We start from the raw sequence: 13,765 nt of genomic DNA on the forward strand, positions 1-13,765 counted from the left end.
CTTCTTGGGTAGCTGGCGCCGCAAGCTCCGCCGACGGGTTTCCGGCGAAATTGCCTGTCATACGCTGTGCTTAGCGCGTTTTCAGGCTTTTCGACCGATTGAAACCATGTTAAGCGGGCCAAGACTGTGAACAGTCGTCCCGGAGAGACAGGAAGCCGTTGCGGTTTTGCGCGACGATGTCTAGCTTGGACCGGGTTGAACGGGTTTGCCCGCAGTGCCGGATTTGAACGGCGCATGAGGGCTTCTAACAGGGCAGGGTGCCGCGAGGCATTCCCTTCAAAATAAAGGTCGAGGAAACCGACATGAGCGATATCGCAGAACGCGTAAAGAAAATTGTAATTGATCATCTTGGCGTTGACGCCGACAAGGTTGTTGAAGGCGCTAGCTTCATTGACGATCTGGGCGCTGATTCGCTCGATACCGTTGAACTGGTCATGGCTTTCGAAGAAGAATTCGGCGTCGAAATTCCCGACGACGCAGCTGACTCGATCCTGACTGTCGGCGACGCCGTCAAGTTCATCGAGAAGGCCCAGGCCTGATCGACCTTCGCAGGGGAGGTGAAATACCCTCCCGTCTTGGCCCGGCTTGTCCGGGCCAATATTTTATCGTGAGACGGATCGCGCCCGAGATGGTGCATAGTCCGGGCTGACGCCTGACCCTCTTGACCGGAACAGGTCTGTGGTTGGCGTCATGCGGAAACAGAAAATGTTGCAGCGTCTCTTCCAAGACGTTTGACGTTGCAAAGAAGACCGATGATTTGGATAAGGGCGGAGCGTTGGCGATGAGGCGTGTCGTTATCACCGGTACCGGCATGGTATCTCCTCTTGGATGCGGAACGGAAGTGACCTGGGAGCGGCTGCTGGCCGGCCAGAACGGCGCCCGTCTCGTGACTGAATTCGAAGTCGAAGACTTGCCCGCCAAGATCGCCTGCCGCATTCCCGTCGGCGATGGGTCCAACGGCACCTTCAATGCCGACGACTGGATGGAAGTCAAAGAGCAGCGCAAGATCGATCCGTTCATCCTTTATGGTGTGGCGGCAGCCGACATGGCGCTTGCCGACGCTGGCTGGCATCCCGAAACGGACGAGGACCAGATCGCAACCGGCGTTCTGATCGGTTCCGGCATTGGTGGTCTGGAAGGCATTGTCGAGGCGGGTTATACGCTGCGCGACAAGGGTCCACGCCGCATTTCTCCATTTTTCATTCCCGGCCGTCTGATCAACCTCGTGTCCGGCCAGGTTTCCATCCGCCACAAGCTGCGCGGACCGAACCATGCCGTTGTGACGGCCTGCTCGACCGGCGCGCACGCCATTGGCGATGCCGCACGGCTCATCGCGTTCGGCGATGCCGACGTCATGGTCGCGGGTGGCGCCGAATCGCCGGTCTGCCGCATTGCGCTTGCCGGTTTCGCTGCCTGCAAGGCGCTCTCCACCCAGCACAATGACGATCCGCAGAAGGCATCCCGCCCCTATGACCGCGACCGTGACGGTTTCGTCATGGGCGAAGGCGCCGGCATCGTCGTTCTGGAAGAACTGGAACATGCCAAGGCACGCGGCGCAAAGATTTATGCCGAAGTCGTCGGTTACGGCCTTTCCGGTGACGCCTATCACATCACGGCTCCGTCCGAGGACGGCGAGGGCGCCTATCGCTGCATGGCTATGGCGCTGAAGCGCGCGGGCCTGACGCCTGATGATATCGACTATATCAACGCCCACGGCACCTCCACCATGGCCGATACGATCGAGCTTGGCGCCGTCGAGCGGCTTGTTGGCGAGTCGGCCTCGAAAATCTCGATGTCGTCGACCAAGTCGGCCACCGGCCATCTTCTCGGTGCAGCCGGCGCGATCGAGGCGATTTTCGCCACGCTTGCGATCCGCGACAACATCGTTCCGCCGACGCTGAACCTCGACAATCCCGACGTGGAGACGAAGATCGATCTGGTGCCGCACAAGGCGCGCAAGAGGCAGGTCAACGTCGCCCTGTCGAACTCCTTCGGCTTCGGTGGCACCAACGCCTCCCTCGTGCTGCGTCGTTACGAAGCATAAATTGCGGCGGCGGTTTTGCCGTCGCGGTTGCGCCCGCGCCGCAAACCGTCTCCGGCGGGTGCGGTGCTCTCCTGACGGGCGCTGAAAAGGGTGTTCTTTCACTTGAAGAACGCATTTGCGGCTTGCGAAAGCCATTCCGGTTTTCGCGCCGATATTGTAGTCGTTTATGGAAGACGTTTGTGGGTTCGGTTGATTTCCGGCCGTAGACGGCCTCCTTCATCGGCTTTGTCCGAAACGATGGTCGTGAAGCCGAACAACAGGCCTTCACGATGTCTCTATGTGGTGCAGGAAGACATTCCGAACCTGTTTTTGCCGCATTACCTGCGCAAAAAGCGCTGACAACGCCGAACTGAAAAGGACCGACGGTGAGCGACACGAACCAGAACAGCCAGGGACCATACGGACAGAACGGCGCGGGCGAGGGCAATCGCGGCCCGATCATTCCGAAATCCCCGACCGAGGCGCTGCGGCCGGAAAAGGTGCCGGCACCGCCGAAGCGCTCCCGCAAGGCTCACGGCCAGCTGGTGATCTTCCTGAATTTTCTGATGACGCTTGCCGTTGCAGTGTGTGTGCTTGCCATCGCCGCCTTCTATTACATGATCAACGCGTTCCAGGAGCCTGGTCCGCTCCAGACGAATACGCATTTCACGGTGCGCAACGGCGCCGGCATCATCGAGATCGCCAATAATCTCGAGCGCAACGACGTCGTCTCGAACGCCCGTGTATTCCGCCTCATGACGGGCAGCTACCTGCAAAAAGACCAGACGCTGAAGGCGGGCGAATACGAGATCAAGGCCGGGGCATCGATGAAGGACATCATGATGCTCTTGGAATCCGGCAAGTCTATTCTCTATTCCGTGTCGCTTCCCGAAGGCCTGACCGTCAAGCAGATGTTCGCACGCCTTGGCGCTGATGAGGTTCTGGACGGTGAACTTCCCTCGGCCCTGCCGCCGGAAGGCAGCCTGCGTCCTGATACCTATCGCTTTACGCGCGGCACCAAGCGCGAGGAAATCATCAACCAGATGAGCGCGGCGCAGGACAAGCTGATCGACATGATCTGGGAGCGTCGCGACCCCGATTTGCCGATCAAGACGGTCGAGGAATTCGTGACGCTCGCCTCGATCGTCGAAAAGGAAACCGGCAAGGATGACGAGCGCGCCCACGTCGCTTCCGTCTTCTACAATCGCCTGAAGAAGGGCATGCGCCTGCAGTCCGATCCGACGATCATCTATGGTCTGTTTGGCGGCGACGGCAAGCCTTCCGACAGGCCGATCTACCAGTCGGACCTGCAGAAGCAGACGCCGTTCAATACCTATGTCATCAAGGGCCTGCCGCCGTCTCCCATCGCCAATCCGGGAAGGGCAGCGCTGGAGGCGGTTGCCAATCCGTGGCGCACGGACGACCTTTATTTCGTTGCCGATGGCACGGGCGGCCATGTCTTTGCAAAAACGCTGGACGAGCATAACGCCAATGTGCGCCGCTGGCGCAAGATCGAGGCGGAAAAGGCGGCTGCCGGCGCTAATCCCGATGTTGCCGTGGATGGACAGCCCGGCGGCGCCGAGGCGGAAAAACCCGCCAACAACTGATAATCCTGACCGGGCCTTGTCATCGCAAGGCCCGGTTTTGCAAGGCATGATGGGGGGCTTTCTGAATATGACATTGCAATCGATGACCGGCTTTGCGCGCAGCGAGGGAACATCCGGCCGTTACCGCTGGGCGTGGGAATTGCGCTCCGTGAACGGCAAGGGGCTGGATGTGCGCCTTCGCCTGCCAACCGGTCTGGAAGCGCTGGAAACGAACCTGCGGGAGATTGCCGGTGAGTATCTTTCGCGCGGCAATATCCAGGCGGGATTGACGCTGTCTATTGCGGAGAACCGGCTGGAAGCGGTGATCAACCGCGATGCGCTTGCGGCAGTCCTCGCTCTGAAGAAGGAGCTGGGCGATGTCGTCGATGACAAGCCGCTGAGCTTTGATACGCTGCTGACGCTGCGCGGGCTGGTCGATTTTCGCGAGGCGGAAGACGATGCGCAGGCGCAGGCTGCGCGTAACAGCGATGTGCTGGCCGGCTTTGCCGCCGCCGTATTGAAGCTGAAGGACATGCGCGAGCGGGAAGGGGCTTCCCTGTTTGCCATCCTCTCCGGCCATATCGACAGGATCGAGCAGCTTGTGGGCATCATTGAAAGCGACCCGTCCCGCCAGCCGGAGCAGATCGCGGCAAGGCTTGCCCAGCAGATCGCCCTGATCGGCGAGGGCATGCACGGGCTTGATCGCGACCGTCTTCACGCCGAGGCGGCGCTGATCGCCACTAAGGCCGATCTGCGCGAAGAGATCGACCGGCTGCACGCCCATGTGGAGGCGTCGCGCGAGCTTTTGCAAAATGGCGGGCCTGTCGGCCGCAAGCTCGATTTTCTTGCACAGGAATTTAACCGCGAGTCGAATACAATCTGTTCCAAATCGAACGCCAGTGCGGTAACCGCAGCAGGCATAGAGCTGAAAGTGGTTATCGACCAGTTCCGCGAGCAGGTCCAAAATCTGGAGTAGACCCATGGTCCCGATGAACGATTCCCCCGTCACGATTGCCCGCAGAGGGCTGATGCTGGTGATCTCGTCGCCATCGGGTGCAGGCAAGTCGACGATTGCCCGTAATCTGCTCGACAAGGACAAGAATATCAGCCTGTCCGTCAGCGTGACGACCCGCCCGCGCCGTCACAGCGAGATTGAAGGCATCCACTATCACTTCATTTCGCCGCGCGAATTCGAGCGCCTGCGTGATGGCGACGCGCTTCTGGAATGGGCGGAGGTTCACGGCAATTTTTACGGAACGCCGCGCGAACCTGTTGAAGTGGCAATGGCCGCCGGGCGCGACATGCTGTTCGATATCGACTGGCAGGGCGCCGAACAGCTTCAGGACAAGATGAAGGCAGATGTCGTGTCGATCTTCATCCTGCCGCCCACGATGACAGAGCTGCAATCGCGCCTGCACCGCCGCGCCGAAGACACCGAGGAAGTGATCAAGACCCGGCTTCTCAATTCCCGCGCCGAGATCGAGCATTGGCGCGATTATGACTATGTCATCCTCAACGACGACCTGCAGGCCGCTTTCGAGGCCGTAGAGGCGATCGTGAAGGCCGAACGCGTGCGCCGCGACCGCCGCCACGGCATGTTCGATTTCGTGCGGGCGCTGCTTGAGGAAGAGCCGAAGCTCTGATTGTTGCAGTCAGACCGCGATATCTACTTTGTCCAGTGATTAAGCAGCCATTGGCGAGAGAAGCGCTCATCCGCAGCATCTTCTGCCCAGCCATGTCCTGTGGGAATTGTCTCCAGCGCAACATCTGCTCCGGCTCTTGCAAGTTGATCCGCCAGATGAGGCGCATCGGCAGGCTGCCGCCGTTCGTCATGGGCGCCTGCAAGCAGAAGTGCGGGATATCCGGTGAGGGCCGGAAAATGCTCGCCTTCTCGAGGCGATAACGGCCGTAGCAGAATGGCGCCTCTCGACAGACGATGATTCTGGCAGATCGTCTCAGCGGCTATAATCGCCCCGTTCGAATATCCCACGAGGAAGGGCCGTTGTCCCGTTTCCTGAAAGACGAAGTCGATGAACCGGCAAAGGCTTTCGGCATGATGTTTCAGATCATCGACATCCAGTTGCCGGTCGGGCTTTCTGCGAAAAAACGCAAAGCCATCTTCCCAGGGGACTGCCCCTCTGAGCGCAAATAAAACTCCATCGGGAAAGACCGTGCGGCCAAAGGAAACGAGGTCATCTTCCGTTCGCCCAGATCCATGCAGCAAAACGACCACGCAATCAGGCGATCCGGCAGGGGTGTGGAGTTCGTAGTGAAAACCGGCATTCTCCACGCACTGGTCTCCTTATTCGACCTCTATCGACGAATCGGTTTGGCGTGCGCCCATGAATGGCGTTGCCGAAGCTCCGCGCTACTCACAGGCTATTCGCCAATGTCACGAATTCCTCAACAGACAGCGTTTCCGCTCGCCGGGTCGCATCGATACCCGCCTTTTCCAGCAGTGTCTCGCCACCGAGGCTTTTCAGGCTCTGGCGCAGCATCTTGCGGCGCTGGCCGAAGGCGGCCTCCGTTACCTTCTCAAGCTTGGCGACATCGCAGGGCAGCGGCTTTTCCTTCGGCAGCAGGTGCACGACGGTGGAGGTTACCTTTGGTGGCGGGCTGAATGCCTGCGGCGGAACGTCGAAGGCCATTTCCGAGACCGTGCGCCAGCCGGTGAGAACACCCAGGCGACCATAATGATTGTCGCCTTCTTCCGCCACGATGCGTTGGCCGACTTCCTTCTGGAACATCAGCGTCATCGAGAGCCAGAAGGGCGGCCATTGTTTCGGCAGAAGCCAGTTGACCAGCAATTGCGTGCCGACATTGTAAGGCAGGTTGGCGATGATCCTGACAGGTTCGCCGGGAGGAATCAGTGCCTCGAAATCGGTCTTGAGAGCATCGCCCTCAATGACCTCGAGACGTCCCGGATAATGCGCTTCGATTTCCGCCAGCGCCGGCAGGCAGCGGCTGTCGCGCTCAACCGCGATGACTTTTTTGGCGCCGAGCGAGAGAATGGCGCGGGTGAGGCCACCGGGACCGGGGCCGACCTCGATCACCGTCACGCCGTCGAGCGGCCCTGCCGTTCTGGCGATTTTCTGGGTGAGGTTGAGATCGAACAGGAAGTTCTGCCCAAGCGATTTCTTTGCGTCGAGCCCATGCCGCTGGATGACATCGCGCAGCGGCGGCAGTCCGTCTATCGCGGCCATTATGCGCTGACCCGGCTGCGGGCGGAAATCTCCGCCGCCATCTTCAGCGCCGCGACCAGGCTCGCCTCATTGGCAATACCCTGACCGGCTATGCCGAAGGCGGTGCCATGGTCGGGCGAGGTGCGGATGAAGGGCAGTCCTAGCGTGACATTGACGGAATCGTCAAAGCCGAGCGCCTTGGCCGGAATGAGCGCCTGATCGTGGTACATACAAACCGCAACGTCGTAGCGCCTGCGGGCGGCATCGTGGAACATCGTGTCGGCGGGCAGGGGGCCGAAAGCATCGATCCCGTCCTTCCGCAACCGAATGGTTGCCGGATGAACCACATCGCGGTCCTCGGTGCCAAGTGCGCCGTCTTCGCCCGCATGCGGGTTGAGACCGGCGACTGCCAGACGCGGGGCTTCGATACCGAATTTCTGCCGGAGATCGGCATCGATGATGCGGCAGGTCGTGACGATCAACTCTTCCGTCAGCGCCGCTGGCACGTCTTTTATCGGGATATGAATCGTTACCGGGACGACGCGAACCCTGGGTCCGGCAATCATCATCACCGGTGTCACCTGCTCGCCGGTGAGGCGCAAGGCGAGATCGGCAAGAAATTCCGTATGGCCGGGAAAACCGAAGCCGGCTTCATAAAGCACGGATTTCGCAATGGGATTGGTAACGACGGCGGCAGTCTTGCCCTCGACGGTCAGGGAAACGGCGGTCTCGATCGCCTTGATCGTTGCATGGGCCGCGCCGACATGCGGCTGGCCTGCCTGTACCTCGAAACCGACGGGAAGGGGAAGGACCGGAAAAGCGCGATCGAAAAGGTCGACGGCATCGGCCACATCGCACGTCTCGATATTGACCGGAATGCCGATCAGGGCCGCACGGCTCGCCACCACATCCGGATCGCCTATGAAGACGAAGGGCGCCACGCCGTTTTCCCGGCGCCTGGCCCAGGCGGCAATGGCGATATCAGGGCCGATACCGGCTGGGTCTCCCTGTGTCAGGGCAAGCGGCAGGGATGCATGTGTCACGGAAAGGCCGGCTCTCGTATCAGGTGTTGACGATCTGCGCCTTCTTGCGCAACTCATCCATGTATTTCTTTTCGTTCGGGTTTTCGCCTTCCTTGGCCTTCATCAGGTCTTCGGACTTGAACACCATTTCGGCGGCATAATCGTCTGAAACCTGACGCTGCTTGCAGATCGCCAGATATTCGACGCCCTTTTCGGTGACACGCGTGCCCGTCGTGCCGCCTTCCTTGGTTTTTTCCACCAGCGCCTTCCAGTCTTCCGGCAGCTCGGGTGCGAGAATGCGTCCGAGATCCTTGATCGCCACATCGCGCATGGTCGCGGCGAAGGTCATGGCTTGGTCGCAGCCGGGATAACGCTTGCGGGAAGCTTCAGCTTCGGCCTTGCGCTTGCCGGTAATGGAGTTGCGCTTTGATTCCGGGATGACGAAAATCACCTGCTGCAGGAAATATTCCGTCGTTACCGGCTTTTCGCCGCGTTCCTTCAGACGGGTAACGAGATCCTGCGTCGACATCTTGCCACGTGCGCCGTAGCGGGCGTTGACGAGGCGCGGCCAGCTCATCTGCACGGCAATGAAGGATTTGAAATGGTCGGCGCCGACCCCAGCCTGCGACAATACCTTGGTCAATTGCTGCGGGGTCATCTTGTTGTTGCCGGCAAAACGCGCAAAAGCGGCATCGACGTCTTCGGTGCTGACCGACATTTTCACACGGCCGATTTCCTCACGTTTCAGCGCTTCGTCGACGAGCTGCTCGCGGGCCTTTTCATTGAGATTGCCGGACTGGCGCTGCAGCTTCAGGAAGGCGACGCGCTTGGCAATATCGTCATTGGTAATGGGGGTCTTGTTGACGACGATCTTGACGGTGTTATCGGCGAAAGCCTGGCCGGCATAGGGCACAATGGCCATGGGAACGGCGAATATCGCAAAGGCAAAAGCAGCGCCACGCAAAGCCGTCTTTCCGAAATTCATCATGTCCTTCTCCCTTTCGTCGGGCAGGGTCCTGTTTCCCCGTCCCGCCAATCTGTTCTGTCTGTCGATGGGGAGTTCCGCACCCCCGGCCTTTCAGACCTGCACGTCTGCATCCGCACCGCGAATTGCCACGTATATATCATCGCGATCCGCAAAACGGCAATGTGTCGGTTGTTGAAAGAAAACCCGATACGGTCTTATGCCAAGCCGACACTGGCGCGTTGTTGCGGCAAAACCGTGACTTTTACTGACTGAGCAGCAAAAAGGCAGGCCACGATGCTGTGCGGCCTGCCTTTAAACTCAGTAATTGTTCGGCTTCCAGCCGATATCCATGTCGGCCCAGTCTTCGTTTGCGGAGCCGATGCTGACATCGCCGAGTGTACGGAAAGCCAGACGGGCATTGATCGACCAGTCATTGGCGGACTGCCGGCTGGAATTGATATTACCTTCGTCGGAGTAGCTGACCGTCAGGATCGTGCACTCATCCTGGTAGGCAATGCCGATGCGGCGTTCAGCGGCAAACTTTCCGTTCAGATCGTAATTGATCGAGCCGAACAGCGACCAGTTGTCGTCCATGCGCAATGTACCTGACGCCTGAATGATATCGCGGTCTTCGTTATAGCCATATTTCGGCTGTGCCTTGACCTGCGTATAGCTGAGCTTGCCGGCGAGGCGGCGGTCCGAATAGCTGATGCCCGTCTCCGACCGATTGATGTCGAGATCGTCCTTGTCGAGACGCAGGCTCGACGACAGCGAAAGGCCGATCGGCGCATCGAAAGCCGCCATGGCGACGTAATCCGAACGGTCGGATTCGAGGCCTGAATTGGCTCCTGCATTGACGAGATCGTAGGAGGCGAAGGAATTGTCACCCGCCAGATGGAAGGACTGGCCGGCAATGGCGCGAACGCCGTAGCCATTGTCGAAGGTGCCGTTATAGCGGAAGCCGATATTCGCGCGCGTGCCGCCTTCGATCCGGTCGAAACCGGAGAATTTGTCGCGCTCGAAGAGGTTGGTTGCGTCGAATACGAAGGCCTGCGCATCCTCGTTGGGAAGACGGCCGGCATATTGCTCGTTCGGACGCACGAAGATCTGCGCGATCGGTTCGATCACGTGGCTGCTGTTGAGCGCCGTGAAGAGCCAGGGATAACGCACTTCCAGACCGCCGGTGACCATGCCGCGAAACGCTGCGTCGTCATGCATCATGCCCTGATAGGCATAGGATGTGCCACCCGAGGTGAAGCTTGCCGGCGACATGTCGGTCCACATCGCGTCACCGCGTGCGGCCAGAATTGGCGTGATCTGCAGGCCGCTATCCATCGTGAATGTGCGTTTCCACTCGGCTTCGGTGGAAAGACGCGTGTAATCACCTTCAAGCCCGTTGAAGCGCGAATAGCCTCCGAGCGCGTAGGCATCCTGTTTGAGACGGGTGATGCTGGTGAGGTTGGTGGTTAGCGAAAGTTCGCCGCCATAGATCGGATCCGGCACGAAATAGCGGTAGTCGACGACCGGATGAACGATAGCCTGCTTGCGCTCCAGGGATTCGGTATTGTCGGTATCCTGAACATTAAAATAGTAGCCGCGTGCGTCGAAGCTGTTCCGCTCACCCGTGCCCGTCAAATAAATCTGATTGGTCTGAACGTCGTTCCTATAGCCCTTCAGCCCATAGGTGCGCGAAAAGTTGTTGTCGGTCTGCACCATCGCATCCCAGCCGAAGGCCCAGCGCGGATTGATGGTGAAGTCACCCTTGCTGGCGATCATGCCGCGATTGTCGTTGAGCGCGTCGCTGGTTCCGGCCGTGAAGGTCTCGGATTTCAGCTGGCTGATGCCGGCAATCGTTACCGTATGCATGCCGGTCTCGAAACGCTGGCGCAATTCCGCCTGCAGAAGCAGACCCTGCGTCGTGTAATAGGTCGGCGTGACGGTCACATCCGATGTGTCGGAAAGGACCTGGAAATAGGGCACGCCGATGCCGAAACCGAGGTTGTCGGTGATGCTCATCTGCGGGAACAGGAAGCCGGACTTCCGCTTCACCGTATTATCGGGAACCGTCAGGAACGGCACATAGGCGATCGAATGGCCGAAAAGCTGCAGGCGCGCCTTTTCGAGCCGGATCGTATGGGTCTTGCCATCCTGAACGACGCGCTCGGCCTTGACCTGCCACAGCGGCGCTTTCTCAGGCTTGGCGGCGCAGGGCAGACAGGCCGTATAGACGCCGTTGTTGAGGACCATCAGATCGCCTTCGAGGCGCTCGGCGCTTTCGCCCGCGATACGGGTATTGTCCGGGGTCTCGACACGCAGCGCATTGACGAAGCCCTGACCGAAGTCGTCAGTGACGTCCATCTCGTCGGCATAAATCTTGTTACCGCCGGGCTCGATCAATTCGATGTTGCCATGGGCGATCACGCGGCCGGTCTGCTGATTATATTCCACTTGCTGGGCCACCATGCGGTAGCCCGAATATTTCATGCGAACCACGCCCTTCGCGATCACGCGCTGGGAATCGCGATTATAGGTCAGTTCATTTGCTGTAAGCAGGAGTTTCGAATCGTCTTGGCTTGCCGACGCAAGCAAACCATCCTGGCCGAAAGCGACCGGGCTGGATGCCAAATACGCGCACACAGCGGCACCTGTCAGAAGGGCCGTCCAAAGCCGCCTGATATTCCCGCGGTCAATTACCGCCACTAGCCGTCCTCCTGATGAAGCAGAATTGTTGCCCCCAAAGCCAACGCCACGACGACTGGAACCCAGACCGCGACGGTGGGAGGGACAACACCACCACTCCCGAATGCCCTTACGAGCACGGTTACTACATAAAGCACGAAGCCGGAAACGATTCCACCCAGAATCACGGAGCGCGATTGGGCGAAGCGGCTGAACTTTAATGAAACGGTCGCGGCGATCAAGGTCATCGCAACCAGAAGCAGGGGCGTCGATAGCAGGAAATGATACTGCGTCTCAAGCGCTTTTGAAGACAGTCCAAAAGACTTTGCAACTTCGATCTTGTGAGAAAGATCAAAGAAAGCAACGGTTTCCGTCTGCGTCATGCGTTCCTGCACGAATTCGCGTCTCAGATTGGTACTGATCCGCGTGCTCTCTTGCCGAACTGGCACATGTCCGGCGCGCGTTTCAGTCACGCCGTTAAGAAGCCAGTAACCATCTTCCAACTTTGCCGACTTGGCATCCTGTCGCGAGACGATATTCCCGTCCTTGTCGAGGTGGATAAGCACCACGTCGAGAAGCATCGTTCCGTTGTCTTCGAAGCTCTTGGCGCCGATGATCGTGTCCTGGCCGCCGCTCGCCTGGCGCATCCACGGAATGATCTCCTGCTGGCGGCCGCCATTTGCTTCGTTGCGCAGGCCCGCCTCCATCGCCAGCGACCGGTTCTGGCCCCAGGCGGCGATAGGATTGAGGACCACGACAGACAGAATGCCGATGAGGACAGAGCCAAGGACGAAAGGAAGGATGAATTGCCAGGCGGAGATACCGGCCGCGCGCGTGACAACCAGTTCGTAACGGCGGTTAAGCGAGATCAGCGTCGTCATGCCGACGAAGAGCGCGATGAAGGGAACGGTCTGCTGCAGGATCAGCGGCAGGCGAAGCGCGGTGAGGCCAAGCGCGGCCGGAACGGTATAGCCGGGCAGGCCGGACATGCGCCGTGCCGTTTCGCTGAAATCGGCGAGATAGATGATCGACGACACGCCGAGCACGAACCAGACGGCCGTCATCAGATATCGTTTGAGGAAATAGCGGGCGAGCGTGTTGAAAATCATGCGTTACCGCTCCCGGAGCTTCGCGCCAGCCGGCTGGAGAAAAGACGGCGTACGCGGCCGGCCGTATCCGCAATGATCTTCGGCATCCTAGGCTTGCGGCCCGTGATGAGAATGAAGGCGGCCGCAGCGCCGCTGAGACCCGGCACGGCATAGACAAGCGGAATGAAGGCCGCGCTCTGCTTGACCTGATTGGTGACGTAAAAACCGAGCCAACGCAGCATGAAAGCGGTCACAAGTGCTGCGACCATCGGATGCAGGCGCGCCTCGCGGTGTGAACGCGCATCGGCAGCGATGACCAGCGAGATCAATGCGAAGGCGAAGGCAAACATCCAGTCCGACAGGCGCTTGTGCAATTCACTGCGGAAATTTTCCGGTGAGCGCTTGTAGCTCGCATTAGTCTCGTCGGGCGAGAGAAGGAAGCCGAGGCTGGCATCGCCGGGAGAAAGCGAGGGTTCCGAATCCTGCTTTTCCGACATGGTCGAAAGGTCGAAAGCATAGGACAGGAATTTGACGATCGAGACCTTACCATCAGGTGTCTTCTGCTGAACTTCACCGTCGCGCATGGTCAGCGACGTGCCGCTTTCATCGATCATGCCTTCCTTGGCATAATAGATGAGATCGAAATTCGGATCACGGCGGTCGGCGACGAACAGGCCCTTGAGGATGCGGCCCTGGCGCTGGGCGATCTGCACGTAAAGGCCGTCCTGAATGGTGCGGAAGGTCTTTTCCTCGATAACCGAGGACAGAAGGTCGGCATAGGCCGCGGCCACCATCTGCCGTGCGGAGCTTCGAGCGGGTGGCTCGATAAAATTGGTGATGGTAAAAGAAAACGCGCTCAGAACCGCGGCCAGAATGAGAACCGGGCGAAACATGATCGAACGCGGCGCTCCGGCCGCATCGATGATGGCGAGCTCGGAATCATTGTTCATCGCCGTGAATATCTGGGTAATGCCGATGACGAGGGCGAATGGCAGCACGACCGGAATGAGCGTCGGCAGGATCATCGTCGCGAGCGCCATGAAGGAACCCATCGACTGACCGGTATCGGTAACGAGATTGATTCTCTGGAGAACCTGGATGGTCCATATGATCGCGAGCACCGGCAGCAACGCGACCAGAAACATCTGCGTTGTCCGCCGCAGGATATAGTTCTCGAGAAGCTTCATACGGCCCTGTTCGACATTGTTTTCCCGTGCG

12 protein-coding genes are annotated in these 13,765 nt (G+C 59.3%); 5 read left to right on the forward strand and 7 right to left on the reverse strand.

Features of this window, described 5'->3' with window-relative positions; all coding sequences use genetic code 11:
- Window positions 1-302 precede the first annotated feature (302 nt).
- From JZY08_RS04110 to gmk, 5 genes are all read left to right on the forward strand, one after another.
- The gene (locus JZY08_RS04110; RefSeq protein WP_003502080.1) at window positions 303-539 is read left to right on the forward strand and encodes an acyl carrier protein; all 237 of its coding nucleotides are present in this window, start codon (window positions 303-305) and stop codon (window positions 537-539) included.
- 242 nt (window positions 540-781) lie between these two features.
- The gene (gene fabF, locus JZY08_RS04115) at window positions 782-2,044 is read left to right on the forward strand and encodes a beta-ketoacyl-ACP synthase II (RefSeq protein WP_035242677.1); all 1,263 of its coding nucleotides are present in this window, start codon (window positions 782-784) and stop codon (window positions 2,042-2,044) included.
- A gap of 365 nt (window positions 2,045-2,409) precedes the next feature.
- Window positions 2,410-3,630, forward strand: a complete 1,221-nt coding sequence (gene mltG / locus JZY08_RS04120; protein WP_003496813.1) for an endolytic transglycosylase MltG — start codon at window positions 2,410-2,412, stop codon at window positions 3,628-3,630.
- Between the two features lie 67 nt (window positions 3,631-3,697).
- On the forward strand, window positions 3,698-4,585 hold the full coding sequence (locus tag JZY08_RS04125; RefSeq protein WP_216331083.1) for a YicC/YloC family endoribonuclease: 888 nt from the start codon (window positions 3,698-3,700) through the stop codon (window positions 4,583-4,585).
- A 4-nt stretch (window positions 4,586-4,589) separates the two neighbouring features.
- On the forward strand, window positions 4,590-5,252 hold the full coding sequence (gmk, locus tag JZY08_RS04130; protein ID WP_035242673.1) for a guanylate kinase: 663 nt from the start codon (window positions 4,590-4,592) through the stop codon (window positions 5,250-5,252).
- 23 nt (window positions 5,253-5,275) lie between these two features.
- Here the strand turns inward: gmk and JZY08_RS27530 are convergent, their stop codons facing one another.
- The 7 genes from JZY08_RS27530 to JZY08_RS04165 all read right to left on the reverse strand — a co-directional run bounded on the left by JZY08_RS27530 (window position 5,276) and on the right by JZY08_RS04165 (window position 13,734).
- Window positions 5,276-5,899 carry an alpha/beta hydrolase gene (locus tag JZY08_RS27530; RefSeq protein WP_253204050.1) on the reverse strand — a complete coding sequence of 208 codons (624 nt, stop codon included), beginning with the start codon at window positions 5,897-5,899 and terminating at the stop codon, window positions 5,276-5,278.
- An 82-nt stretch (window positions 5,900-5,981) separates the two neighbouring features.
- Window positions 5,982-6,812, reverse strand: coding sequence for a 16S rRNA (adenine(1518)-N(6)/adenine(1519)-N(6))-dimethyltransferase RsmA (gene rsmA, locus JZY08_RS04140; protein ID WP_082184061.1), 831 nt, complete (start codon window positions 6,810-6,812; stop codon window positions 5,982-5,984).
- Window positions 6,812-7,834: a 4-hydroxythreonine-4-phosphate dehydrogenase PdxA gene (pdxA, locus tag JZY08_RS04145; protein ID WP_216331085.1), complete on the reverse strand. Its 1,023-nt coding sequence runs from the start codon at window positions 7,832-7,834 to the stop codon at window positions 6,812-6,814. Before pdxA ends, rsmA begins: the two co-directional genes overlap by 1 nt.
- A 19-nt stretch (window positions 7,835-7,853) precedes the next feature.
- The gene (locus JZY08_RS04150) at window positions 7,854-8,801 is read right to left on the reverse strand and encodes a peptidylprolyl isomerase (RefSeq protein WP_003496802.1); all 948 of its coding nucleotides are present in this window, start codon (window positions 8,799-8,801) and stop codon (window positions 7,854-7,856) included.
- A 297-nt stretch (window positions 8,802-9,098) separates the two neighbouring features.
- Entirely contained in the window at window positions 9,099-11,480 is a 2,382-nt protein-coding gene (locus tag JZY08_RS04155; protein WP_216331086.1) for an LPS-assembly protein LptD, read from the reverse strand.
- Window positions 11,480-12,568 (reverse strand): LPS export ABC transporter permease LptG, encoded by a 1,089-nt coding sequence (lptG, locus tag JZY08_RS04160; RefSeq protein ID WP_082184064.1) that lies wholly within the window; start codon window positions 12,566-12,568, stop codon window positions 11,480-11,482. Before lptG ends, JZY08_RS04155 begins: the two co-directional genes overlap by 1 nt.
- A complete protein-coding gene (locus JZY08_RS04165) occupies window positions 12,565-13,734 on the reverse strand; it encodes an LptF/LptG family permease (protein WP_216331087.1) in 1,170 nt (389 codons plus the stop codon). Before JZY08_RS04165 ends, lptG begins: the two co-directional genes overlap by 4 nt.
- Window positions 13,735-13,765: the final 31 nt, after the last annotated feature.

The organism is Rhizobium sp. X9, from assembly GCF_018873185.1.
Lineage (GTDB): Bacteria > Pseudomonadota > Alphaproteobacteria > Rhizobiales > Rhizobiaceae > Agrobacterium > Agrobacterium oryzihabitans.